Annotated in this window: 23 protein-coding genes; 14 read left to right on the top strand and 9 right to left on the bottom strand. The window is 41.7% G+C overall.

The annotated features are described in order from the left end of the window. Nucleotides 1-87: 87 nt before the first annotated feature. Entirely contained in the window at nt 88-852 is a 765-nt protein-coding gene (locus DMZ48_RS11960) for a glycosyltransferase family 2 protein (protein WP_143955390.1), read from the top strand. Here the strand turns inward: DMZ48_RS11960 and DMZ48_RS11955 are convergent. Beyond that, nucleotides 849-1,790: an NAD-dependent epimerase/dehydratase family protein gene (locus DMZ48_RS11955; RefSeq protein WP_143955389.1), complete on the bottom strand. Its 942-nt coding sequence runs from the start codon at nt 1,788-1,790 to the stop codon at nt 849-851. The two genes, DMZ48_RS11960 and DMZ48_RS11955, sit on opposite strands and share 4 nt — an antisense overlap. A gap of 99 nt (nt 1,791-1,889) precedes the next feature. Between DMZ48_RS11955 and DMZ48_RS11950 the strand changes: the two genes are divergently transcribed. From DMZ48_RS11950 to DMZ48_RS11925, 6 genes are all read left to right on the top strand, one after another. Next, nucleotides 1,890-2,993 (top strand): glycosyltransferase family 9 protein, encoded by a 1,104-nt coding sequence (locus DMZ48_RS11950; RefSeq protein ID WP_143955388.1) that lies wholly within the window; start codon nt 1,890-1,892, stop codon nt 2,991-2,993. Nucleotides 2,994-3,094: 101 nt separating this feature from the next. Further along, on the top strand, nt 3,095-3,655 hold the full coding sequence (locus DMZ48_RS11945) for an L-threonylcarbamoyladenylate synthase (RefSeq protein ID WP_143955387.1): 561 nt from the start codon (nt 3,095-3,097) through the stop codon (nt 3,653-3,655). Nucleotides 3,656-3,719: 64 nt separating this feature from the next. Continuing rightward, nucleotides 3,720-5,147 carry a CCA tRNA nucleotidyltransferase gene (locus DMZ48_RS11940; protein WP_143955386.1) on the top strand — a complete coding sequence of 476 codons (1,428 nt, stop codon included), beginning with the start codon at nt 3,720-3,722 and terminating at the stop codon, nt 5,145-5,147. 72 nt (nt 5,148-5,219) lie between these two features. Beyond that, nucleotides 5,220-6,239, top strand: coding sequence for a COX15/CtaA family protein (locus DMZ48_RS11935; protein ID WP_143955385.1), 1,020 nt, complete (start codon nt 5,220-5,222; stop codon nt 6,237-6,239). Nucleotides 6,240-6,290: 51 nt separating this feature from the next. Next, nucleotides 6,291-6,806, top strand: a complete 516-nt coding sequence (locus DMZ48_RS11930; RefSeq protein WP_143955384.1) for an IS1096 element passenger TnpR family protein — start codon at nt 6,291-6,293, stop codon at nt 6,804-6,806. 41 nt (nt 6,807-6,847) lie between these two features. Next, nucleotides 6,848-7,912: a nucleoid-associated protein gene (locus tag DMZ48_RS11925; RefSeq protein WP_143955383.1), complete on the top strand. Its 1,065-nt coding sequence runs from the start codon at nt 6,848-6,850 to the stop codon at nt 7,910-7,912. Between the two features lie 68 nt (nt 7,913-7,980). Here DMZ48_RS11925 and DMZ48_RS11920 read toward each other — a convergent pair whose 3' ends face one another. Then, nucleotides 7,981-8,691, bottom strand: coding sequence for a LolA family protein (locus DMZ48_RS11920; protein ID WP_143955382.1), 711 nt, complete (start codon nt 8,689-8,691; stop codon nt 7,981-7,983). A 51-nt stretch (nt 8,692-8,742) separates the two neighbouring features. Further along, nucleotides 8,743-9,810: a hypothetical protein gene (locus DMZ48_RS11915; protein WP_143955381.1), complete on the bottom strand. Its 1,068-nt coding sequence runs from the start codon at nt 9,808-9,810 to the stop codon at nt 8,743-8,745. A gap of 89 nt (nt 9,811-9,899) precedes the next feature. Between DMZ48_RS11915 and DMZ48_RS11910 the strand changes: the two genes are divergently transcribed. The 4 genes from DMZ48_RS11910 to uvrB are packed head-to-tail and all read left to right on the top strand — an operon-like array spanning nt 9,900 to nt 16,426. Further along, nucleotides 9,900-10,802, top strand: coding sequence for an ABC transporter ATP-binding protein (locus DMZ48_RS11910; RefSeq protein ID WP_143955380.1), 903 nt, complete (start codon nt 9,900-9,902; stop codon nt 10,800-10,802). Nucleotides 10,803-10,817: 15 nt separating this feature from the next. Continuing rightward, nucleotides 10,818-11,648, top strand: coding sequence for an ABC transporter permease (locus DMZ48_RS11905; RefSeq protein ID WP_143955379.1), 831 nt, complete (start codon nt 10,818-10,820; stop codon nt 11,646-11,648). A gap of 15 nt (nt 11,649-11,663) precedes the next feature. After that, nucleotides 11,664-14,381 (top strand): T9SS type B sorting domain-containing protein, encoded by a 2,718-nt coding sequence (locus DMZ48_RS11900; RefSeq protein WP_143955378.1) that lies wholly within the window; start codon nt 11,664-11,666, stop codon nt 14,379-14,381. A gap of 53 nt (nt 14,382-14,434) precedes the next feature. Next, the gene (gene uvrB / locus DMZ48_RS11895) at nt 14,435-16,426 is read left to right on the top strand and encodes an excinuclease ABC subunit UvrB (RefSeq protein WP_143955377.1); all 1,992 of its coding nucleotides are present in this window, start codon (nt 14,435-14,437) and stop codon (nt 16,424-16,426) included. A gap of 83 nt (nt 16,427-16,509) precedes the next feature. Here the strand turns inward: uvrB and DMZ48_RS11890 are convergent, their stop codons facing one another. Both DMZ48_RS11890 and DMZ48_RS11885 read right to left on the bottom strand, forming a co-directional pair. Next, nucleotides 16,510-16,941 carry an Hsp20/alpha crystallin family protein gene (locus DMZ48_RS11890; protein WP_143955376.1) on the bottom strand — a complete coding sequence of 144 codons (432 nt, stop codon included), beginning with the start codon at nt 16,939-16,941 and terminating at the stop codon, nt 16,510-16,512. Between the two features lie 346 nt (nt 16,942-17,287). Beyond that, nucleotides 17,288-17,692, bottom strand: coding sequence for a TerB family tellurite resistance protein (locus DMZ48_RS11885; protein ID WP_143955375.1), 405 nt, complete (start codon nt 17,690-17,692; stop codon nt 17,288-17,290). A gap of 366 nt (nt 17,693-18,058) precedes the next feature. On the opposite strand from DMZ48_RS11885, the gene DMZ48_RS11880 reads away from it, so the two are divergent. Then, a complete protein-coding gene (locus DMZ48_RS11880) occupies nt 18,059-18,751 on the top strand; it encodes a phosphoadenylyl-sulfate reductase (protein ID WP_143955374.1) in 693 nt (230 codons plus the stop codon). Between the two features lie 111 nt (nt 18,752-18,862). On the opposite strand, the gene DMZ48_RS11875 is transcribed toward DMZ48_RS11880, so the two are convergent. After that, on the bottom strand, nt 18,863-19,201 hold the full coding sequence (locus DMZ48_RS11875) for a hypothetical protein (RefSeq protein ID WP_143955373.1): 339 nt from the start codon (nt 19,199-19,201) through the stop codon (nt 18,863-18,865). A 426-nt stretch (nt 19,202-19,627) separates the two neighbouring features. Then, nucleotides 19,628-20,821, bottom strand: a complete 1,194-nt coding sequence (sucC, locus tag DMZ48_RS11870; protein WP_143955372.1) for an ADP-forming succinate--CoA ligase subunit beta — start codon at nt 20,819-20,821, stop codon at nt 19,628-19,630. Between the two features lie 271 nt (nt 20,822-21,092). Between sucC and lysA the strand changes: the two genes are divergently transcribed. Then, complete coding sequence (gene lysA / locus DMZ48_RS11865; protein WP_143955371.1) at nt 21,093-22,337, top strand: diaminopimelate decarboxylase; 1,245 nt, start codon at nt 21,093-21,095, stop codon at nt 22,335-22,337. 98 nt (nt 22,338-22,435) lie between these two features. After that, nucleotides 22,436-22,948, top strand: a complete 513-nt coding sequence (locus DMZ48_RS11860; protein WP_143955370.1) for a thioredoxin family protein — start codon at nt 22,436-22,438, stop codon at nt 22,946-22,948. Nucleotides 22,949-22,966: 18 nt separating this feature from the next. Here the strand turns inward: DMZ48_RS11860 and DMZ48_RS11855 are convergent, their stop codons facing one another. Together DMZ48_RS11855 and DMZ48_RS11850 are read right to left on the bottom strand one after the other, a co-directional pair. After that, the gene (locus DMZ48_RS11855) at nt 22,967-23,563 is read right to left on the bottom strand and encodes a hypothetical protein (RefSeq protein ID WP_143955369.1); all 597 of its coding nucleotides are present in this window, start codon (nt 23,561-23,563) and stop codon (nt 22,967-22,969) included. A gap of 152 nt (nt 23,564-23,715) precedes the next feature. Next, on the bottom strand, nt 23,716-24,648 hold the full coding sequence (locus DMZ48_RS11850; protein ID WP_143955368.1) for an NAD-dependent epimerase/dehydratase family protein: 933 nt from the start codon (nt 24,646-24,648) through the stop codon (nt 23,716-23,718). Nucleotides 24,649-24,703 lie beyond the last annotated feature (55 nt).

The following is a 24,703-nucleotide window of genomic DNA, read 5'->3' as shown; positions in this document are numbered from 1 at the left end:
GGTCAGAGTCTGCTTTGTGCAGACCTCCCTGCTGACGGAAGCAGCTTTTTACATTTATACCCCTATATTTGCCAAAAATCTAAAAGCTTGGCCCAAAACAACAAATTATCAGCTGTGATCATCACCTACAATGAGATCGGCTATATCAAAGATTGTATCGACAGTATCCGATTCGCAGATGAAATCATTGTAGTTGATTCCTACAGTACCGATGGTACCTGGGAATGGCTGGAAAAGGATCCGGATGTAAAATCGGTACAACATCCCTTTCGTAATTTTACGGAACAGAAATCCTATGCACTAAGCCTTGCAAAGCATGACTGGATCTATTTTATCGATGCCGATGAAAGAATCACCCCTCCGCTTCAGGAAGAGATCATCGCTACCATCAACAACCCGGAAGCCCTGGAAGCCTACTGGAACTACCGCCTGTTCATGTATAAAAACGAACGACTTCACTTCAGTGGATGGCAGACCGATAAGGTACATCGCCTCTTCCGCAAAAGTCGTTGTAAATTCACCGATACACGCATCGTACATGAAACGCTGGAAGTTGACGGAACAGAAGGTAAGCTTCGGGAAAAATTAATCCATTACAGTTTTAAGGACTACGAAGATTACAAGGGAAAAATGATCAGTTACGGAAGATTAAAAGCCCGTGAATCCTTCGAAAAAGGCAAAAAATGGAACTGGTTCGCCCAAACCCTCAAACCGTTTTGGAGGTTCTTTCATCATTACATACTTCGATTAGGCATTCTGGATGGCAAAAAAGGAATGACCATCTGTTATCTGAATGCGCTCGGTGTACATGAACGATTCAAAGAATTAAAGAAAATTGAACAAAGATCTTAGCAGAACTTCTGTTTATACCATTCTACCTGCGCTTTCAGTCCTTCTTCGAATTCGGTTTCAGGTTCATAACCCAGTAATTTTCTCGCTTTATCGATCAAAGCAGTAGTGCGAAGCTGATCGCCCGGACGCGGAGGTGTTCTTTTGATCTTTGCCGGCTTACCGATGATTTTCTCGATAAGCTCGATACCTTCTTTAGTCGTATATTCTTTATCGGAACCGATATTTACGATCTCTCCTCCCAGCACTTCTTCCTTCCCGATAACCGCAGCCATACCTTTAACGATATCTCCTACATAGGTAAAACTTCTGGAGTGTTTTTCACTACCTTCAAATAACGGAAACTCCGTATCCTCAATAATACTCTTGATCAGTTTTGTATACAATTTCTCAGGACGTTCGCGGGGACCGTAAACCGAATATAATCGGAGAGAACACGCTTTGATCTTTCCGGTACGATGCTCCCCTAACACAAGCTGCTCTGCAGCGAGTTTAGTAGTTCCATAATAAGAGATCGGTGTGGGAACAGCGGTTTCCGGAAGTGTAGCCTCTTTTCCATAGATCGAAGAAGTGGCGATATTCACAAAAAGTTTCAGATCCGGACTATATTCTTTCGCCCAATCCAAAAAATTCTGAGTAGCATAGATATTATTATTCACGTAATCCTCCAAAGGTGTTGTTGCAGAAATTCCCGGTTGTGCCGCAAAATGAAAGATATAATCAATATCTCCGGGTAAGTGCGATCCCAGATCATCATTCAGGTCGATCTCCACAAATCGTACTCCGGCCTTCTCTATATCCTCCTGATTCAGACGCTTTAATGCAGGATCATAATAATCTGAAAAACTGTCCAGTCCTATAACATCATGTCCTTGTTCTGCAAAATAAGCAGCGGTGTGGGAACCTATAAAGCCAGCAGCACCGGTGATCAATATCCTCATCCTTTCTATTTTCTTGGATTACCAAACAAAAATAGAATTTATGATTTAAACTCCCAGCTTCAGAAAGATTATTTAATTTGCATTTAAAATTCAAAAGCTTTGAAGGTCCTTATTCTGCAACAAAAAATGATCGGTGATGTGCTCACCAGCACTATTCTGTGCCACAACATAAAAGCACAACTTCCGGACGCCCAAATAGACTATATGATCCATACTCATACGGTTGCAGTAGCGCAGCATAATCCTTATATAGATAACCTCCTTTTGTTCGATGCAGCACTTCGTAAGAATAAAAAAGCATTGATCTCCTACATACGTAAGCTCAATAAAACTCAATATGATGTGATTATCGATGTTTACGGGAAATTAGAGACCAACCTCATCACCCTGTTATGCGATGCTTCAAAAAAAATCGCCTATCACAAATGGTATAGTTCTTTCCTGTATACGAATACGATTAAAAGACATCCAAAATCAATTACAGGGGAAGCACTGACCATCGAACACCGGCTCCGCTTACTGGAGCCACTTTTTCCGGAAAAACCACTGAACACTTATCATGTCCGACCACAAATCTACCTGAGTCAGGAAGAAAAAGACTGGGCTGCTGCTTATCTTACGGAACATGGCATCGACGACCAGCAACTGATCATGATTGGAATCCTCGGAAGCGGGCCTAAAAAGAATTATCCACCACTCTATATGGCACAACTACTCGATATCCTTGCGGATGAAAGTGAGGCCGTCTTATTGCTGAACTACATTCCTTCCCAAAAAGAGGAAGTCGAAAACATTCTCAACCGTTGTCACCCGAAAACGCTTCAAAAGCTGAGGCCTGAACTTTTCGCTCCTTCCTTACGCAAGTTCCTCGCATTATTAAGCAACTGTAAGGCACTTATCGGTAATGAAGGAGGAGCAGTCAATATGGCTAAAGCTTTAAATGTGCCCACGTTCTCCATCTTTAGTCCGTGGATACCTAAAGAAGAATGGAGCCTTTTTGAAGACCACATGAATCAAAGCGTGCACCTGAAGGAATATCATCCGGAATTATTTGAAGGACAAAAAACTGCTGACCTTAAGAAGCACAGCCGCCAATTATACGATCATTTTGTACCGGAACTCTTTCATAGCAAACTATCCGGGTATCTCAGGGAATTAAAAGATCAGGTACCCGAAGAAAATTCCAAGACCGAGGAATTCTGAGGATTATCGGTATTTAGAACAGGCTTCGGTGTTTTTGAATATTGCAGAGAAATAAACCGTAATTTTGCGGCAAACAGATCTGATCTTCTGAATCTATGGAAATGAATACTGAAATCGAGAACTGCCTGAAAACCGTGAATTCCGGTGCCCTCATCCTCTATCCAACCGATACGGTCTGGGGAATCGGATGCGATGCAACGAACCCAGAGGCTGTTAAAAAAGTTTATGATCTCAAGCAAAGAGACGACAGTAAAGCCTTGATCTGTCTGGTCTCAGATTTAAGAATGCTGGAGAAGTATGTTTATGAAGTCCCTGATGCCGCCTATGACATCATAGAATTAGCAAACAAACCCACCACCATCATCTATGACAGGCCATTAAACCTGGCCCCCAACCTTATCGGAGAGGACGACACCATAGCGATTCGGGTTGCTTCCGATCCTTTTTGTCAGAAATTGATACGACAGCTGAAAAGACCGTTAGTCTCCACTTCAGCAAACATCAGCGGAGCACCAACACCACATTCATACTCAGAAATAAGCGGGGAAATTTTAAAAGGTGTCGACTATATAGTAAATTTGCACCGCGATAAAAAAAACCCTTCTCCTTCAAGTATCATTAAACTGTCAAATAACGGAGAGGTCAGGATCATACGAAAGTAAAACGATCCGGAAAGACCGGTCCGACCAGACGAATACGGGGGAAAACCGAAAGGAATTTCATGGAATGAATTATAAAGAAGCGATACAAGATCCTGTTTTTACGCTAATTTCAAATGCAGCGGACCAGATTGGTGTGGAATCCTACGTAATCGGAGGCTTTGTCAGAGATTACTTTTTAAAACGTAACACCCCTAAAGATATCGATATTGTTGCCGTTGGAAGCGGCATCGAACTGGCGAGACAAGTGGCAGACTCGATGGAGAAGCCCACCAAGATCTCTGTCTTTAAGAATTATGGTACCGCCATGATCAAGAATGAAGACACAGAAGTAGAGTTCGTAGGTGCCAGAAAGGAAAGCTATCGATCTGATAGCCGGAAACCTTTAGTGGAAGATGGCACGCTGGAGGATGATCAGAATCGCAGAGATTTCACCATCAATGCCCTTGCACTTTCACTGAGTAAAGAGAACTTCGGCGCTCTTCTGGACCCCTTTAACGGGATGGAGGACCTGAATAATGGTATTATCCGAACTCCGCTGGATCCGGATATCACCTATTCCGACGACCCTTTGCGCATGATGCGTGCCATAAGGTTTGCAAGTCAGCTAAACTTTGAGATTCATCCGGAATCACTTTCGGCAATTGAACGCAATAAAGATCGAATCAAGATCATTTCCAGTGAACGCATCGTGGATGAGCTCCACAAGATTCTGCTGAGCACGAAACCCTCGGTTGGATTCACACATTTATTCAAGACCGGACTTTTGCATATCATCATGCCTGAACTAACCGCTTTACAAGGTATTGAAGAGAAAGAAGGTCAGCGCCACAAAGACAATTTCTGGCATACTCTGGAAGTAGTGGATAACATTTCAGAAAATACCGACAATCTTTGGCTTCGTTGGGCAGCACTGCTTCACGATATCGGAAAAGCACCGACGAAGCGATTTGATAAAAAGATCGGCTGGACCTTTCACGGGCATGAATTCGTAGGCTCCAAAATGGTCTTTCGTATGTTTAAACGTTTACGTCTCCCACTTAATGAGAAGATGAAATACGTACAGAAGATGGTGATGATGAGCTCAAGACCTATCGTACTTTCCATGGACATCGTTACCGATTCTGCCGTAAGACGCCTGATCTTTGATGCCGGAGATGACATAGAAGACTTGATGACCCTGTGTGAAGCGGATATCACCACTAAAAATCCACGTCGCTATAAAAAATACCACAACAATTTTAAAGTAGTTCGCAATAAGCTCGCAGAGGTCGAAGAAAGAGATCATGTACGGAATTTCCAGCCACCGATCGATGGTGAAGAGATCATGCAGATCTTTAATCTTAAACCTTCCCGGGAAGTTGGAATTCTAAAGGATGCCATCAAAGAAGCGATTCTGGAAGGTGATATCTCCAATGATTATGAGTCGGCGTATCAGTTCATGATGGAAAGAGCCAAAAAACTCGGACTTACCATCCCTGAAAAGAGCGAATAATAAAGATGATGACCAACCCATACCAATGGCAAAACTAAACTTCAGAATCCTTGGATTAATCCTATAAATGCTATGAAAAAAGACAACAAATTCGTCGTTTACTGGTTATTATCAGGTTGTATCCTGATCTTCGGAATGGTTGTGATCGGGGGAATTACCCGACTAACACATTCCGGACTTTCGATCTCAGAGTACAAATTGATCAGCGGAGTGCTTCCTCCGATGAATGAATCCGAATGGGAGGCCGCTTTCGACCTTTACAAGCAATTTCCGGAATATCAGAAACTGAACACGCATTTTACATTACAGGATTTTAAGGATATCTATTTCTGGGAATGGCTACACCGTTTGATCGGCAGAATGATCGGTGTGGTTTTTATGATTCCATTCCTCTATTTCCTGATCAAAAAACAATTAAGCGTTCCCACGATCAAAAAATCGATCGTTCTTCTCTGTATGGGCGGACTCCAGGGATTTATCGGCTGGTATATGGTAAAATCCGGATTGATCGACCGACCGGATGTAAGTCATTATCGACTGGCGCTTCACCTCATCACTGCCTTTCTGACCTTTGCTTATACCCTGTGGGTTGCACTCGATCTCATCTATAAAAACAAGTCGCATGTCATCGACAAAGGCTTCCGAAATCTGATCAGGGTCGGATTGATAATTCTCCTGATCCAGATCATCTGGGGTGCTTTTGTGGCCGGACTCGATGCCGGATTCGTGCATAACTTCTGGCCGATGATGTCTGAAGGCAAATTCATTCACCCTACGGCCTATACAGAACTCGAACCGGTCTGGAAGAATTTTGTGGAAGGTAAAAGCGGTGTTCAGTTCGTTCACCGAACCATGGCTTATGTCGTGGTACTGATCATCGGGATCATATTTTTTAAAAGCCGAAAACTCGAACTTACAAGAGACCAGTATAATGGTGTAAGAGCCCTGTTAGGCCTGGTACTCCTGCAGTTTCTTATCGGTGTGATGACCTTGTTACTTTCCATCCCGATATGGCTGGGTGTTACCCATCAGGTAGTCGCTTTCTTCCTGTTGAGTGCGATGATTTTTACCCTGCATCGCTTTACAAAATGATGCCCTCATTTCGGGTGATTTTTGTATGTTTGTAGCCATATAATTTACCGGATGATTTACAAATTCAGAATAATACTGGATGCAGAGGAAGATGTGTTCAGAGACATCGCCATTGAAGGCAATGCATCACTGGAAGACCTCCACAATACCATCGCTCAGGCGTTTGGTTTTGATGGAAGTGAAATGGCTTCGTTCTATGTCAGTGACGAAACCTGGCAACAGGGAGAAGAGATCGCTCTATTCGATATGAGTGACGGAGGGAATGAGGTCAGACTAATGGCCGAAACCAGTATCGAAAGTGAAATGAATGAAGACAATCGAAACCTGATTTATGTATATGATTTCTTCAGTATGTGGACCTTCTTTGTGGAGCTTGCGGACATTTCAGAAAAGGAAGCAGGTGTCACTTATCCGGACCTTCTCTTTGCACACGGACAACTCCCGGACAGTCCTCCGGAAAAGGATTTTGAAGGGGATGACCTGCCAGGATTTGAAGATCAGGATGAAGACTTCAATTTCGATGTCGATGACTATGATGAATTCGGGTTTGACGAGAACTGGAACTGATCCTAAAACTGTATCCAACTACCTAATAATTTACAACACACATGATCAATTTATACGCTGCACAAATTGAAAGTTTATCGATCCACAAGGTCGGTAACAAGGGCAAAGGTGAACCTGCCTTCTACTCTGAAGCTCCGTATCACCTAAATGACGAAATCACAGCGATTCTCAAGGAATATTTCTTTAAACCCTTCCGTGAGAAAGAAGAGAACTACCTGCATTTTCACAATGAAGTAGCTGTGGAATATAACGAGTTGTACAAGATCGCATCTGAGATCTTTGCGGATCCTTCCACAACGCACATGAATTCAAAGCGTATCGCTTCTCACCTGTATGAACAATCAGGACATCCACATATCAAAAGCGGTGAGGTTTATGTGACTCATTTTACAGATGTTTCCATCGACAACGAAAAGACCGATGCCATCGGTATCTTTAAATCGGAATTGAAACATGATTTCCTGGAATTTGAGGAAAGCAACAGCAATCTGGAGATCATCATTCGCCAGGGGGTGAATGTAAATAAGCTTGATAAAGGATGCCTGATCTTAAACACTCAGAAGGAAGAGGGTTATAAACTATTATCGATCGACAGTAACCGTTATGACACTAAATACTGGCTGGAGAAATTCCTGGCTGTGGAAGCGACTACCGATGAGGCATTCTACACCAAGAAATACCTGAAATTCTGCCAGGATTTTGCCAAAGAGGTTGTATTACCTGCAGAAGATAAGAAAGAAGAGGTTATGTTCATGAACAGAGCCGTAAATCACTTCGCTAAAAACGATGCTTTTGAAGAGACCAATTTCCTCAACGAGGTGATCGAGAATCCGGAACTGATCCCTGAATTCAAACATTACAAATCGGAAAAAGGAGGTAAATACAGCATCGAGGATGTAAGCAATTTCCCAATCGCGAACAAAGCGGTAACGGAAGCGAGAAAGAAGATCAAGAACGTGATCGAACTTGACACCAACATTCAGATCAAAATGGATTTCATCAACCCGGAATCTGCAGAGAAATTTGTAGAAAAAGGATGGGATGAAGAAAGACAGATGTATTATTACCTCGTCTATTTCAACAAGGAACAAAAGACTAAGGAATAAACATAATTCTCTACTAAAAAAGCCTGCTTTGATTCAAAGCAGGCTTTTTTATTTATAGCTCCAAAAGGTCAGTTCACCCCGGGCTTCTTAAAGCGGGAGTCGTCTATCTTTTCATTGAGTTTTATATCGGTGAGCTTCATACTCATCATTGGTGTTTCAAAATTACCATCCACATAACTATCCAGCTGAGCAGCTATTTTGAGTCCGTTGATATCCTTGTAATCATTATAATGTACATATACTTTACCCAGAATACCGTTTTCGGTCTCATCGTATGCTAACAGGTGCGTTTTCGGATCAAAATACTTAACTACTTTTGTTTGGGTTGACTTATCGGTGAAGGCTATTGCTGTATACGTTTGTCCATTGAGGGATTTGTCACCGATCATCTCCGTTTGATAACCATCAAGATCGAGCATCATATCTCTCAGACCCTTTTTACGGCTATCCGCGATCTGATCGTCGGTCATATCGATCGGCGCTGAGGATCCTGTCATAGGATTGATCATCCAGCCTTTTTCTCCGTCGAATCCGCTAACGATCCTGGACCCCATAACCGTGATCTCAGAATATTGTTTATTAGGGTCCTTGTACCAGACCTTTCCTTGCATGTCAGCTCCCATGGTATTGATCTCAACGGAGGCAATCATTGATTTCACACCTTCAAGCTTACTTTTACCTCCCATAGCACTGAGGTACTGATCAACCACCTTATCGGTTGATTGAGCGAAGCTGAACTGTGCTGCGAACACTAGTAACAGTATCGTAATATTTTTCATAATTCGTAGGTTTTTACTTTACTAATCTATACATTTTTTTTGACAACAGTATTATCCGTGTATCAATCTTTTCATACTTATATCTTCATAATTGCGTTTTACGAAATCAAGCGCAACTTTCAGCACCTGCCCCATCGACCTGCATCTTTTAAACTTCATATCAAGTGTATAATCATACAATTCCCCTTTTAACTGTTCGAGATTCTTAGGGGTACTGATATGATCCCTGGTCATACATTTCAATAAGATCCGCAACCTTTTCTTAGAGGTGATGATCCTCTTTGCCAACACTGAACGTTCCTCTTTCTTATACTGCTCTATGGAAGCCGGCTTCAGTTTCTCTTCCACCATTTTCACCATCTTATAATTCTCCTTAAAAAACTGAGGCTTATACACCTTGAAATTTCCTTCGTAAGACTGCTGATCGAAATCGATCGCTCTGATCCTGAAGATCACATTGTCAAAATCATGAACAGGGATGATCACATAATTGTAGGAGCGCATATCACCTAACAATCTTATCATACATCGCTCATTGAACTTTACGAATTCCTTTGCTATCTGACTTTTCTGGATATCGGTGCATTCCGGCAACGCTTCCTTGATAAAGGCATCTCCGGGTATTCCTGAAATGTGTTCTTCGATAAGCGTATCATTATAGACTACGAAATTGATACGGTTCGGAGAAAGTATATGCTCCAGCTCCAGTCCGTACACCCGGGAAGCATCTGCTTTTTTCACATACAGGTAGGTATAATTATCATTGAGAATATTTCGCACCTTGATACGAAACGGTTTGGAGTTTCCAAAGGTACAGTAATCGATCGCATCGACATTCAGGTATTGAAAGATATCCTCATTACCATCCGAAAAGATCAGGGTATACACCTGCTTAAGATGATAATCGATCTCAGGTCTTTCAAATTCAGAATAATATACCCGTATCCACATCGTATCTTCATCATTCTCATCATAAACGACAACAGACCCGGAAAAGCGCAACAGATCATCATAGGATATCGGTATCTTAGTGGTTCTGTTATATCGCTCCAGGTAAGCCAGCAACTGCTCGTTCACGGGGTAAGTAGGCTTTTTCCTGGACATTAATTTCTCGCTCATGGTTAAAAGGTATTATTTTTAATAATAATTTTCTCTGTAACAAATGTTTTTAACATTCGTCATATAAACGAACAAAAACCTTAAAAGTTTTGGAAACAATACTAACCATAAACAATTTAACCAAAAAATTCGGATACCTCACCGCTGTCAGCGATCTTTCTTTCACGATCGAGAAAGGAAATGTTTACGGCATACTGGGTCCGAATGGAAGCGGTAAATCAACGACTCTTGGAATCGTACTTAATGTTGTCAATAAAACCAGCGGAGATTTTCACTGGTTCGATGGTAAAACCTCTACTCACGAAGCCCTTAAAAAGGTAGGTGCTATTATCGAACGTCCAAATTTCTATCCGTATATGTCTGCAGAACAAAACCTGCGTCTCGTATGTAAGATCAAGGAAGTTTCGGATTCGAAGATTCGCGAAAAACTGGAACTGGTCGGACTCTATGACCGAAAGGATTCCAAGTTCAGAACCTTTTCCCTCGGGATGAAACAAAGGCTTGCGATCGCTTCGGCACTGTTGAACGATCCAGAGATCCTTATCCTCGATGAACCAACAAACGGACTGGATCCGCAGGGTATTCATCAGATCCGACAACTGATCAAAGAGATCGCCGCAGGAGGAACTACTATTTTACTGGCATCCCACCTGCTGGATGAAGTGGAAAAAGTATGCTCTCATGTTGTGATCCTAAGAAAGGGGGTTAAGCTCTACTCCGGACGTGTTGATGAAATGATTGCGAGTCACGGATTCCTCGAGTTGCGCTCTGAACAAAAAGAGGAATTGATAACCCTCCTGAACAACAGTGAATTATTTTCAAATGTGAATGCTGAAAATGGAATAATCAAAGCCTTCCTGCGTCGACCTTTGGAAGCTGATGAATTCAATAAGATCGCCTTTGAAAAAGGAATTGTTCTTTCTCATCTTGTGAAAAGAAAAGAAAGCCTCGAGGAACAGTTCCTCACACTCACCAACAATCACTCCAATTAAAAAACCAACTCAACAATGATACGTCTCTTACAAATCGAAGGTATAAAACTATGGAACAGCAGATCCAGCCGGGTTCTGATCATAGCCTATTTCTGCCTTCTTATCTCTATAGCACTCATTTCAGTTATAAAGTTTGATATCGGCCAGATACAGATCCATTTAGCCGATCAGGGAATTTTCAATTTTCCGTTCATCTGGCATTTCAATACCTATGTAGCTGCCTTCTTTAAACTTTTTCTGGCGATCATCATCGTTTCGATGATCTCCAACGAATACAGTAACAAAACCATCAAACAGAACTTAATCGACGGTTTGAGCAAGAAAGAATTTATCATGTCAAAATTTTTGACCGTGATCGTTTTTTCTGCAGTCTCTACGGCTTTCGTATTTATAGTTTCTCTGTTACTCGGACTTGCCTACTCCGACTATACCGAATTCAGCATCGTATTTTCTCAATTGGATTACCTGATCGCCTTTTTTGTAAAATTGATGGGATTCTTTTCCTTTTGTATGTTTTTAGGTATGCTCATCAAAAAATCAGCTTTTGCGCTTGGTTTCCTGATCTTATGGCAAGCTTTTGAAGGTATCATCTATGGGCTTCTGCGATGGAAAACGAATGCAAATATTGCAGACAGCGTAAGCAATCTGCTTCCTCTTGATGCTATGAGCAACCTGATTAAAGAACCGGCCACCCGAATGAGTGCGGTTCAGTCGGTAGCCAGTCAGTTAGGTGAAGAACTTTCTAAGGATTACGGGGTTCACTGGTATGAGATCCTGATTGTTCTCGTATGGACCTTCATATTTGTCTATTCATCTTATTTGATTCTGAAGAAACGCGATTTATAGTATATTTGAGGAGACATGACCAAACTGATCTCCTCAATATTTTTTTGGACCGGTTTGTTGATTTCACTACCGCTTTTTAGTCAGGGTGAAGCCAACAACTGGTTTTTCGGTGAGAATGCCGGCCTGCACTTCAATTCAGATGGCAGTGTCACACCACTAAGTACGGGGAAACTTCAGACACTGGAGGGCTGCTCCTCCATTTCTGACAGCTCCGGAAACCTCCTCTTCTATACCGATGGTTCCACCGTTTACAACCGGAACCATAACGTGATGTTAAACGGCACCAATCTCTATGGAGACGTGTCAAGTACCCAGTCTGCCATAATCGTACCTAAACCGGAATTTGACAATATCTACTACATTTTTACGGTAGATACATCGGTGGGTCAAAACGATCCTGATTTCGGGTTCAATTATTCGGTGGTAGACATGAGTGCTGATAACGGACTAGGAGCCATTACCATCAAGAACCAGTCATTATTGGCGAATTGTTCTGAAAAACTATCGGCAGTGGTAAAAGATTGCCGCCAAAAGACGTTTTGGGTAGTGACCATGGGCTTCAACAGTCCTTCTGATCAGTATTTCAATGCTTTCTATGCATACGAAGTAAGCAGTGCAGGGATCGGTAATCCGGTAAAAAGTGTGATCAGCGGTAGTCCTATCGAAGATCAACGGGGCTATTTAAAATTTTCCCCTGACGGAACCAAACTCGCTGCCGCCAATGCCGTTAGCGGGCTTACACTTTTCGATTTTGATGCAACCTCAGGAACGGTATCAAACCGACAGACCCTCAGTTCTGTCATGTTCCCTTATGGATTGGAATTCTCCCCCAACAACAGGTTTCTGTATGTTCATTCATCCAACGATCAGTTTCAACCACCACATGATTCCTATCTTACACAATACGATCTCGACGCTGCCAATATATCGACAAGTCGTGTCATTTTAGACCGAAGAAACATCTATCGGGGTGCCCTTCAACTCGGCCCTAACGGCAAGATCTACCGCACCATCTCCAACGATTATACAGAAGGAACCAATTATCTCGGCGTAATCGAAAATCCAGACCAGCCCAATGCCACCTATACACACAATGCGATATATTTGGGTGTTGGCCATTTAGCTACACAGGGACTCCCTCCTTTTGTGCAGTCCTTTTTCAACAAAGTGAATCTAATTCCACAGGAAGACAGCACCTTGAATAATAACGACCTTGAACTCTGCGAAAATGACTCCTATCTACTCGAAGCTCCGGAATATACAGATGCTACTTACAAATGGTATCTGAATGATGAACTGCTGAGTGAAACCGGCAATACGCTGGAAATTGTTGCAGCCGGAAGCGAAGATGAAGGTATCTACCGTGTGGATATCGATCCGATCGATCTCAACGAATGCCCCATCACCGGAGAAGCCATAGTAACGGTGAATGTATTGCCGCAGACTGTAGCTCTGGAACTCATACAATGCGATGTAGATGCGAACCCGACTGACGGCCTTTCCGATTTCAACCTTACTGAACTTATCCCTCAGATCGGAACAACCGATGCATATACGATCGACTTTTTCGATTCCGCTACTTCTCTGACTGCAGATACGCCCATCACAAACCCGGGAAATTATCGAAACACCTCGGCATCACAGATGATCATCTATCGTATCTCCCAGGGTGATTGCTACCGCACGGGAACTGCCGTTCTAAATACGAACAGCACAGCCGTTGCACCTGCTGCAATACCCTATTTCTTTCAATGTGAAGACCTCTATGCCCCGTTAAGCGAAGAAGCAGATTTCGATCTTGATGCTATAAAACAAGATCTGACCAGCGGGTATGCTGCATTCTATGAAAACACGGAAGATGCTATTCTCGAAGTCGGTGAATTAAGTGGATCACTACGAGTGACCAGCGAGAAGACACTTTACGTAAGATATGAAACCGACGATGCCTGTACCGCAATTGAATATATCACCCTGATCGTTGATCAGCGACCAAACGCGACCCTTGAAGAACCACTTCCTTTGATTTGTCTCAATACACCCAGGGTAACGGTAAATATCACCGGAACCCACAATGAATACCGATGGTACAGGATCAACCCTGACGGCACGGAGAACCTGCTTGGAAATGAGCGCTATCAACAAATTTCGGAACCCGGTGATTACCGTATCGAGGTTGCCGATCAATTCGAAGATCACGGAGTGAGAAGAACCTGCACGGGAGAATCATTTTTTACCATTAACGCATCAAACATAGCGACGTTCAGTGCTCCGCCTGAGATCTTTGACATCTCGGAAAACAACACGATCACCGTTTTCACCGAAGGAGAAGGTGACTACGAATATGCATTATACTCCATAGACGGTCCCTATCAGGAAAGCAATGTCTTTGAAAATGTTCCTCCGGGATTTATCACTATTTTTGTACGTGATAAAAATGGTTGTGGTACCATTGAGAAAACCGTATCAGTAATCGGTTATGACAAGTTCTTTACACCGAACAATGACGGGATCAATGATCACTGGCAATTGAAGGGGATCAATGCTGAATTTCAAACAGCCTCCCTGATATTCATCTATGATCGTTATGGAAAATTACTGAAACAGATCGATCCGCTTGGACCGGGTTGGGACGGAACGTTTCATGGAAATATCCTGCCAGCCTCAGATTACTGGTTCAGGGTACAGTTGGAAGACGGCAGAGAATTCAAAGGGCATTTCACTTTGAAGCGCTGATCATCAAGCGCTATCCGCAACTATATTTAAGAATTATACACCCAGGTTTTTATATGCAATTTAAAATCACCTCAGATTACAAACCCACAGGAGATCAGCCTCAGGCTATCAAAGAACTCGCTGAAGGTATACGAGCAGAAGAGCGATATCAAACACTTCTAGGAGTTACGGGATCCGGAAAAACCTTTACGGTAGCCAATGTGGTTGAAGAGGTCCAACGTCCAACGCTGGTTCTTGCACATAATAAGACACTGGCGGCGCAGCTATATTCAGAATTCAAACAATTCTTTCCCGAAAACGCTGTGGAATATTTTGTTTCCTATTATGATTATTATCAACCGGAGGCATATATCCCGGTGACGGGTACCTATATCGAAAAGGATCTTTCGATCAATGATGAGATCGAGAAACTCCGACTGAGCGCTACATCTTCTTTATTATCAGGAAGAAGGGATGTACTGGTAGTCGCCTCAGTTTCCTGTCTGTATGGGATCGGAAACCCAATCGAATTCCAAAAGAACGTGATCTCTGTTGAGCGCGACCAGGTGATCTCCCGAACAAAATTGCTACATCGACTGGTTCAAAGTCTCTATTCGCGTACAACAGCAGATTTCAATCATGGTAATTTCCGTGTAAAAGGCGATGTTGTGGATATTTATCCGGGATATGCCGATGACGCCTTCCGCATTCATTTCTTCGGTGATGAGATCGAAGAGATCGAAGCCTTCGATCCAATTTCGAATAAGGTGATCGAAAAATATGATCGCGTGAACATCTATCCGGCCAATATGTTCGTGACGTCTCCGGATGTACTGCAAAATGCCATTCACCAGATACAGGATGACATGGTAAAACAAGTGGACTATTTCAAAGAGATCGGCAAACCTCTCGAAGCCAAAAGACTGGAAGAAAGAACGTCCTTCGACCTGGAGATGATTCGGGAATTGGGGTATTGCAGCGGTATCGAAAACTATTCGAGATACCTGGACGGAAGACCCCCCGGAACACGCCCTTTCTGTCTGCTCGATTACTTTCCCGATGATTATCTTATGGTCGTTGATGAAAGCCATGTGACCATTCCTCAGGTACATGCGATGTATGGAGGAGACCGAAGCCGTAAAGAAAATCTGGTAGAATATGGCTTTCGACTACCGGCAGCCATGGACAACCGTCCACTGAAATTCGAAGAATTCGAAGGACTGCAAAATCAGGTGATCTATGTAAGTGCCACTCCGGCCGATTACGAATTGAAACTGAGTGGAGGAATCTATGTGGAACAGGTGATACGACCTACCGGTCTTCTCGACCCTATTATTGAGGTTCGCCCTAGTGAAAATCAGATAGACGACCTTATCGAGGAGATCCAGCAACGGGTGGAAAGTGACGAAAGAGTACTGGTCACTACACTGACCAAAAGAATGGCAGAAGAACTCACCAAATACCTGACAAGAATCCAGGTACGATGCCGTTATATCCACAGTGATGTAGATACTCTGGAAAGAGTAGAGATCATGCAGGATCTCAGAAAAGGACTCTTTGATGTCCTGATCGGTGTTAACCTGTTGCGGGAAGGGTTGGACCTGCCCGAAGTCTCTCTGGTAGCGATTCTGGATGCGGATAAGGAAGGATTTCTAAGAAGCGCCAGATCATTAACCCAAACTGTGGGTCGTGCTGCCAGGAACATCAACGGAAAGGCGATTATGTATGCCGATAAGATCACAGAGAGCATGCAGAAAACCATCGATGAGACCAACTACCGTAGAGAAAAACAAACCGCCTATAACAAGGCACACAATATCACACCAAAAGCCCTGAAGAAAAATCTTGATTCCGCCTTAGCTAAGAATTCATTATCCACCTATCAACTCGAGAAAGAAGCTGCCCGAAAGGCTGCTGAACCCGAAGTAGACTATTTGCCAAAACCAAAGATCGAACAATTGATCAGGGACAAAAGAAAAGCTATGGAAAAAGCGGCCAAAGAACTGGATTTTATCGAAGCTGCGCGACTACGGGATGAGATAAAAGTATTGCAGGAAAAGGTATAAATGAACTCCGGCCCCGTGAAAACGGAGCCGGAGAAACTAACTAACCAAAACTTAACTATGAAAAAACTATCACTCTACTTATATTATCCGATCTCGATCATCCTTTTTGGTTTTGGAAGTGCTTCCTCTTTTTTAGGAATATCCAATTTCAAAACCCCATCTTCATAAGAAGCATTGATCTTATCGCTGTTTACAGTTTCAGGCAGCGTAAAGGAACGGCTGAATGAACTGAAACTAAATTCTTTTCTACTATACTTTCCATCTTCAGAATTTGCTTCATTCTCTTTCTTAACCTCGGAAGAAATAGTTAGAAGATTCTTATCTACTTCGATGTTGAAATTTTCTTTTTTTAGTCCTGGAGCGGCCAGTTCAAGTTCAAAACCTCCATCGCGTTCTTTAATATTTACTGCAGGAACATTTTTATTTAAATTCTCCATTCCTCCAAACCAGTCTGGTCTGAATAATTCATCGAAAATAGAGGGAATACTGTTATAATTTCTTTTTACCAAACTCATAATATTATATGTTTTAAGTTAAACTGTTTAAGATTTTTAATTACACCTCTGCATAGACAAAATGTGAGCCAAGTGAAAAAACATGACTATATGTCATCTACAAAAGCTAATGCAGCGCCATTTTGACATAAAAAGTATGCGATTCGGACAAAAAGAGTATTGATCCGACTCCTGCTTATTTAAGTAAGCAACAAATGGATCTTATAAAAAGTCGTAATAGGATTTGCCGACAAGGCAGTACAAGGTCAGGACCTACCACTTCAGAATGTCATAAGATAGTGTGGCGGGTCAGATTTTCAGAAATACTAAGGAAGCGGCCAAAGCCTGGAACGCAAATACCTGATAATTAGTTATAATACGTTTTAAAGATATTGATAAGAACTCCCGGAGGAAGGACTTTATCCGGATAGGAATGCATTTCCATTAGCACCCGATCCATCGCCACCGGATTCAAACCCATGCGCAAACCGAATTCTTTAAGCGTTCTCATTTCATTAGGGCGTTGTTGTTGATCCATATTCATCAACAGCACCAAACGATGAAACTGTAAGATTCTTTCAGCTTCAGCCTGTGGAGGTGTGTACGGCGTTTCTTTTCTCGTGAACAATACTTCCAGTTCTTCCTGCCCTACCTCCATGTGTTGAGCCATTGCATTGATAAAATCGTATTCCCGTTGATTGATATCATGGTCGGATCTTACCAGGGCAATCATTTCTGAAAGTAAACTGAGTTTTTCTTTCTTATTATTCATAATGATGCATTTGTACGAAAAGTAAACAAAGCTCCTATAAAAATGAAATTATATCGACGTACGACATTTTTTACAAATAAACAAACATTCTTACATCGAAATATCCGACGAACTACATAATCTGATCACACTCAGGGCAATTACATTTTTAAAATGTTTGTTGATGCGATGAAATTATGAATACCACCAGGCTACTTTTAATTTCTCCTCTTATTTCACCCTCTAATTACCGGATAAAAACACCCTGAGCCCGAGCGGCAAAACCCCTAAAAATGAATTAATTTGACCAATAATTAGGCGCAGTTAAAATATTTTTCTACCTTGCGCTATCTAATTACCCTATCGGGTTACTATACTAATAGATTTATGAGTACATTTACGGTCAGGAAACGAATACTTAGTGAGGAAGAGATCAGTAAATTGAACGCTGTTTACAAAAATTTAAGTATAGAAGAACGCATCGCAAGACTTTATGAGGATTTTGAAATGGAAGAGATCATGCTTACCAGCTCCTTCGCAGCAACCTCTGCGTTCTTATTACATTTATTTTCAAACACTAATATTTCACAACCGGTTCATTTTATAGACACCGGTTATCATTTTTCTGAAACACTGGATTACAAAAAAGAACTCACGGAATTATACGGTCTTCCCGTAAAATCGATACGAGCTGTCGCCTGGGAACACGAATTCACCACTCAAGATGAGACCTGGAGTAAGAATCCGGAGTTTTGCTGCAGTATCAATAAAGTTAAACCCCTGGAAGCCATCAAAAAGAATTATACCGTCTGGGTATCCGGTTTGATGGAATGGCAGAGTGATCACCGCTCAACACTGGACATCTTTGAAACGAGAGGTGATATCCTGAAATTCTACCCACTTCTGGACGTAACGAAGGAAATGCGCGATTCTTTTATCCAGGAACACAAACTCCCCTTTCATCCACTGGTAAGTCAGGGTTATCAATCGATCGGTTGTAAACATTGCACCGTACCCGGTGAAGACCGAAGCGGAAGATGGAACAACAGTCCTAAAACAGAATGCGGTCTGCATTTATAATATAAAAGCATAAAGAATAGTAGTTAGGTGAATATGTGGTCAAACACATGTTAAAAAGCCTGGTGTAGCAATGACACCAGGCTTTGATTTTTCATAGCGATTTGTCAACTACTACTTTCCCGTTTTGAAATGAACTTCAAAAGTATACTCCTGCAAAGGCGCCAATTCCTTTGACTTTAATTTCTTATAATTCAATCTGTACTTGACATAGTCTTCAATAATATAATTACCGCCTTTTACATCGATCACAACGATCTCACCTTCTGAATTGATCAGAAAATGAACGCGTGCACTCAGAGCAGTATCATCCAGATCGAAAGCAGGATTTCGCAACAAATTTTGCAGTTCTTTGTTGGTTTCCACTTTGATCGGCTTCGGGTCTGCAGCTACTCCTTTAGAAAGGGTAAACATCACTAATACCGTGGTAAAAAGTTTGATCATCGATTTCATAATAAATGTTCGTTTATATTTGATTATGTGTCAAAATTAAAACGAAATTTATCAGTAAAATACTGCTAACTAAACCCTTAACTCATACTTAATTTAAATAACACTTCCGTAATTTGAGAAACCTTAAACGCTGAGCATGCACTTAATCGATAAGTCCCCTGAAACACTGAGGCTTTCAAAATTTCCCACGACTTTGAAAGTCATACAAAAAATTATATAGTACACACAGTTATTCTTCAAACACTACCATATCAACATCAAACCCTGAAATTCTTTAGAGAAATACTATCAAAAATAAAGAAGTCATGCATAATTACTGATTACTGTGAGAATACCGCACGCCTTAACTCTAAATTTACAATGATAACCATAAAAAAAGGCCTGAATCTAGATTCAGGCCTTTTAAAATTTATTATAATCCGGTAATTAACCGAGTACTTCCTGTACTTTATCAGCAGCTTCCTGGAATTGAATTGCAGAATGCACTGCCAATCCGGAATTATCGATAAGTTCTTTTGCGATTTCAGCGTTAGTTCCCTGAAGACGTACAATAATCGGTACCTGAATGGCATCTCCCATATTCTTGTATGCATCAACGATACCCTGAGCAACACGATCACATCTTACGATTCCACCGAAAATATTAACCAGAATTGCTTTTACGTTAGGATCTTTAAGGATGATTCTGAAAGCGGTTTCAACACGTTTCGCATCAGCAGTACCTCCTACATCCAGGAAGTTTGCCGGCTCACCACCCGCCATTTTGATAAGGTCCATTGTCGCCATCGCAAGTCCGGCTCCATTAACCATACATCCTACATTTCCATCGAGGTTCACATAGTTAAGACCAGCCGCTTTCGCTTCCACCTCGATCGGATCCTCCTCACGAAGGTCACGCATCTCAGCATAATCCTTATGTCTGTATAATGCGTTATCATCAAGGGTCACTTTAGCATCCACTGCCATGATCTTATCATCAGAAGTCTTCAGGACCGGGTTGATCTCAAACAGAGATGCATCAGAAACTTCGTAAGCCTTATACAAAGAAGCAACAAACTTCGTCATCTCCTTGAATGCAGTTCCGCTTAATCCAAGATTGAAAGCGATACGTCTTGCCTGAAACGGCATAAGTCCGATACTTGGATCCACCTCTTCTGTAAAGATCAGGTGCGGCGTCTTTTCAGCAACTTCTTCGATATCCATTCCACCTTCGGTAGAATACATGATCATGTTTCGTCCTTTGCTTCTGTCAAGAAGAACCGACATATAGAATTCTGAGGTCTCACTTTCTCCAGGATAGTAAACATCCTCAGCCACCAATACCTGATGAACTTTTTTCCCTTCTTTGGAAGTTTGAGGAGTAACCAGATTCATCCCGATGATGCTGCCTGCAAGTTCCTCTACTTCTTTAAGGTTTTTGGCGAGTTTTACTCCTCCACCCTTTCCACGTCCACCTGCGTGAACCTGCGCTTTAATAACATGCCAACCGGTACCGGTCTCCGCTGTTAATTGTTTTGCTGCGTCAACAGCTTCATTAGCGTTATGGGCTACAATTCCGCGCTGTATGCGGACTCCAAAACTTGCCAAAATTTCTTTTCCTTGATATTCGTGTAAATTCATAACGATTCCTTCTAATAGTATAATTTAAGCGTAGCAAATGTAACAAATGGAGTTTAATTAACCCAACATTATTTAAGATTTAGCCCAACTCATAAATGCCCGATTATGCCGTAATTTCTAAAGATTTACCGATATTGCCTACCTTTAAGACGTATGCAATACGAATTGATTGTTACAAATGAAACATATTGTTTTATTTTAATATTTTTAAACATTTATTTTAAACTTACGGGTGTCCTATTTAATTTTGCACCCTTATAATGTTTGAACTATGGAGAACAAAGATTTACTGAACATCGCAAAGGAATATGGAAGTCCGGTCTATGTTTATGACTCAGCAACGATCATTTCACAATATAACAGGCTTACTTCAGCTTTCAAGGGAGTAAAAAAGTTAAAACTAAACTATGCCGTAAAAGCATTATCCAATATAGCGATTCTAAAACTGATGAACGCTCTTGGAAGCGGATTGGATACCGTTTCTGTACAGGAAGTTCAGTTAGGACTTGAAGCAGGTTTTGCTCCGGAGGATATCATCTTCACTCCGAATGGTGTCTCCATGGAAGAAATCGAAAAAGTAGCTGCACTAGGAGCTCAGATCAATATTGATAACCTTTCCATTCTGGAGCAGTTCGGAAGCAAACATCCGAACACTCCCGTTTGTATTCGTATAAACCCACACGTGATGGCCGGAGGAAATTCAAATATTTCCGTAGGACATATCGATTCTAAATTCGGAATCAGCATTCACCAGATCCCGCACTTATTGCGTATCGTGGAAAATACAGGAATGCATGTCAATGGCATTCACATGCACACCGGAAGTGACATTCTGGACATCGAAGTATTTCTATATGCATCTGAAATACTCTTTGAAACCGCAAAGAACTTCAAGGATCTTGAATTCATCGATTTTGGAAGTGGATTTAAAGTACCGTACAAAGAAGGTGATATCGAAACCAACATCGAAGAGCTCGGTAAGAAACTGACGAAACGTTTCAATGATTTCTGCAAAGAGACCGGAAAAGATCTCACCCTTTCTTTCGAGCCAGGTAAATTTCTGGTAAGCCAGGCAGGATTTTTTGTAGCTCGTGTGAACGTGGTAAAACAGACCACTTCAACGGTATTCGCAAGTATAGATTCAGGTTTCAACCACCTTATACGCCCGATGTTCTACAATTCATACCACGAGATCTTTAATCTGACCAACCCTAAAGGAAAAGAGCGCTTCTATTCTGTGGTAGGCTACATTTGTGAAACAGACACCTTTGGTAATAACCGTCGTATTGCAGAGATTTCTGAAGGAGACCTGCTATGTTTCAGAAATGCCGGTGCTTATTGCTTTACCATGGCTAGCAACTATAACTCCCGCTACAGACCTGCAGAAGTTCTTTGGCATGATGGTCAGGCCCTTCTGATCCGTAAAAGAGAGACCTTTGAAGACCTGATCAGAAATCAGGTAGACGTAACGATAAAATTACCGGAATCCAACAAGGAGCTTGTTAAAAAGTCCTGATCATTTCCATATAACATAACGCCCGGCACTCGCCGGGCTTTGTTTTTTTCCCATACTCATTCCAAATTTGGTATCTTTACTTTTTTAAAGCAAATGCCATGAGAAACGCCCTGATCATTTTATTTTTCATTTTAGGCATCCAGTTCATACCTGCACAAGAAATAGAATGGATGACCTGGGAAGAAGCGATTGCTAAAACGGAAAAAGACAAGGATCCTAAGAAGATCTTCATAGACGTTTATACCGATTGGTGTGGATGGTGCAAAAGAATGGACAAAGACACCTTCAACAATCCTGAAGTTGCAGCCTATATGAAAGAAAATTTCTATATGGTTAAATTCGATGCAGAATCAAAAGAACCCATTACTTACAGAGACCAAGAGTTTAAGTTTGTAAGCCAGGGTCGCAGCGGATATCACGAACTCGCTGCGGCACTTTTACAAGGAAGACTCAGTTTCCCTACGGTAGTGTTTATGAGTGAGAAACAGGAAATGTTGTCACCGGTACCGGGTTATCAAAAACCCAAAGAATTCCTGATGATCGCCCGCTATTTTGGAGACGACCTCTATAAGACAACACAATGGGATGAATACGAAAAGAACTATCAATAGCACTTCAAAACAAACCGCTTAAAAATCGTGTGTTATTGCGGGATTGAAATTCTCGTCGAACATGATATAGGCATTCCCACTGGCTGCATCGTAAGGCGCCTTTTCCACCATGGACGAATTATTCGGATAGGTACCATTCTCATAACTCAACTCCTTCAGTCCATCACGATCGCGGGTGAGTATTATTCTCCAGCCGTTCTTTTGCGTCTGCTCGATCCATAAAGGCACATTCATGACGGTAAAATGAGTGATCTCCGAGAGATCACTTTTTAACAACAACAGATCACATCCCCCGGTGCCACAAAAATAAGAAGTAAGGAACCGAATGAATATCTCTTTATTTCCATCTCCGTTAAGATCCAGTTGATCAAACTGAAATTTGCGGTCTTCCGGCTTCAAAAACTCCATATCCTCTTTGAAACGATCCTGCAGAAAACCAACGAGTCGATCGGTAAGATCTGTATTTTCAGAAGTGTTCTCAGAAGGTATCTTATCCTGCAAAATATCTTTCTCAGGTGCATTTGCATTTGAAGATTTTCCAGCCCCGGCATCCGTCTTGGTCTTACACGAAATAACCGCTATAATTAACAAGCAACTACAAATAAAATGTCTCATGATAAGCTTCCTAAAATTACACAGTCTTTAAAACGTAAACACCCAGACAACCAGATACTTACGCTTCGTAAATGTAATAAGAAAAAATCATCATACTTCCATTTTCAACCAAAAAAAGAGAAATATCCTATAGACCGGAAAAATTGTAGTAATTAAGACAGATTCATTATGATATCATCGGTCATAGTATCGAGATCGAAATCCGGTTTCCAATTCCAATCACTCACCGCTACAGAATCATCGATACTATCCGGCCAGCTACTCGCGATCTTCTGTCTGAAATCAGGTTCATATACGATCTCAAAATCAGGGAAATGACGTTTGATGCTTTCATAGATCTCCTTTGGAGAAAAGCTCAACGCACCGATATTATAAGAAGACCGGACCTTCACCAGGTCTTCCGGAGCTTCCATCAATTCAACAGTCGCCTTGATCGCATCAGGCATATACATCATAGGAAGATAGGTGTCTTCACTCAGGAAACAAGAAAACTTTTCGCCCGCTATTGCTGCCCTGTATATGTCGACAGCATAATCGGTCGTCCCCCCACCTGCAGCAGACTTATACCCGATAAGACCAGGATAACGCAAACTTCTTACATCCACCCCATAGGTCTTATTATAATATTCACACCAACGTTCTCCGGCCAGTTTTGAAATACCATAAACAGTAGTAGGGTCCATCGCACAGTACTGAGGTGTATTTACTCTTGGGGTATTATTTCCGAAAACAGCGATAGAGGAAGGCCAATATACTTTGAGATTGTACTCACGTGCTAATTCAAGAACGTTCAGCAAACTCTGCATATTGATATCCCAGGTAAAAAGTGGCTTTTTCTCCCCGGTAGCCGAAAGAATAGCGGCAAGATGGTAAACCTGTGTCACCTTATTTTCACTGATCAGCGCTTCCATTTTAGGCCGATCCATAACGTCAAGAACCGCAAACTTACAGTTGGTAAACCTTGAGCTTACCTGCTCGTTGATATCAGTTGCAATTATACTTTCATCACCATAGATCTCAGACAATTTTAGTGTTAATTCACTACCTAACTGCCCTCCGGCTCCGGTTATTAAGATTCTTTCCATATTGAATAATTCCTAATGATCAGCTGAAAAACCTACCTGTTTTAAACTCGCCGCA

Source organism: Robertkochia solimangrovi, assembly GCF_007279655.1.
Classification (GTDB): domain Bacteria; phylum Bacteroidota; class Bacteroidia; order Flavobacteriales; family Flavobacteriaceae; genus Robertkochia; species Robertkochia solimangrovi.
Note: the sequence above shows the minus strand (reverse complement) of the source record. Positions and strands in the feature narration are given on the sequence as shown.

What these genes read in the sequence shown, in the direction of transcription:
- DMZ48_RS11955 (WP_143955389.1), bottom strand. Translation starts at nt 1,790, where the DNA reads ATGAGGATATTGATCACCGGTGCTGCTGGCTTTATAGGTTCCCACACC.
- DMZ48_RS11945 (WP_143955387.1), top strand. Translation starts at nt 3,095, where the DNA reads ATGAATACTGAAATCGAGAACTGCCTGAAAACCGTGAATTCCGGTGCC.
- DMZ48_RS11940 (WP_143955386.1), top strand. Translation starts at nt 3,720, where the DNA reads ATGAATTATAAAGAAGCGATACAAGATCCTGTTTTTACGCTAATTTCA.
- DMZ48_RS11935 (WP_143955385.1), top strand. Translation starts at nt 5,220, where the DNA reads ATGAAAAAAGACAACAAATTCGTCGTTTACTGGTTATTATCAGGTTGT.
- DMZ48_RS11930 (WP_143955384.1), top strand. Translation starts at nt 6,291, where the DNA reads ATGATTTACAAATTCAGAATAATACTGGATGCAGAGGAAGATGTGTTC.
- DMZ48_RS11925 (WP_143955383.1), top strand. Translation starts at nt 6,848, where the DNA reads ATGATCAATTTATACGCTGCACAAATTGAAAGTTTATCGATCCACAAG.
- DMZ48_RS11920 (WP_143955382.1), bottom strand. Translation starts at nt 8,691, where the DNA reads ATGAAAAATATTACGATACTGTTACTAGTGTTCGCAGCACAGTTCAGC.
- DMZ48_RS11915 (WP_143955381.1), bottom strand. Translation starts at nt 9,810, where the DNA reads ATGAGCGAGAAATTAATGTCCAGGAAAAAGCCTACTTACCCCGTGAAC.
- DMZ48_RS11905 (WP_143955379.1), top strand. Translation starts at nt 10,818, where the DNA reads ATGATACGTCTCTTACAAATCGAAGGTATAAAACTATGGAACAGCAGA.
- DMZ48_RS11900 (WP_143955378.1), top strand. Translation starts at nt 11,664, where the DNA reads ATGACCAAACTGATCTCCTCAATATTTTTTTGGACCGGTTTGTTGATT.
- uvrB (WP_143955377.1), top strand. Translation starts at nt 14,435, where the DNA reads ATGCAATTTAAAATCACCTCAGATTACAAACCCACAGGAGATCAGCCT.
- DMZ48_RS11890 (WP_143955376.1), bottom strand. Translation starts at nt 16,941, where the DNA reads ATGAGTTTGGTAAAAAGAAATTATAACAGTATTCCCTCTATTTTCGAT.
- DMZ48_RS11885 (WP_143955375.1), bottom strand. Translation starts at nt 17,692, where the DNA reads ATGAATAATAAGAAAGAAAAACTCAGTTTACTTTCAGAAATGATTGCC.
- DMZ48_RS11880 (WP_143955374.1), top strand. Translation starts at nt 18,059, where the DNA reads ATGAGTACATTTACGGTCAGGAAACGAATACTTAGTGAGGAAGAGATC.
- DMZ48_RS11875 (WP_143955373.1), bottom strand. Translation starts at nt 19,201, where the DNA reads ATGAAATCGATGATCAAACTTTTTACCACGGTATTAGTGATGTTTACC.
- sucC (WP_143955372.1), bottom strand. Translation starts at nt 20,821, where the DNA reads ATGAATTTACACGAATATCAAGGAAAAGAAATTTTGGCAAGTTTTGGA.
- lysA (WP_143955371.1), top strand. Translation starts at nt 21,093, where the DNA reads ATGGAGAACAAAGATTTACTGAACATCGCAAAGGAATATGGAAGTCCG.
- DMZ48_RS11860 (WP_143955370.1), top strand. Translation starts at nt 22,436, where the DNA reads ATGAGAAACGCCCTGATCATTTTATTTTTCATTTTAGGCATCCAGTTC.
- DMZ48_RS11855 (WP_143955369.1), bottom strand. Translation starts at nt 23,563, where the DNA reads ATGAGACATTTTATTTGTAGTTGCTTGTTAATTATAGCGGTTATTTCG.
- DMZ48_RS11850 (WP_143955368.1), bottom strand. Translation starts at nt 24,648, where the DNA reads ATGGAAAGAATCTTAATAACCGGAGCCGGAGGGCAGTTAGGTAGTGAA.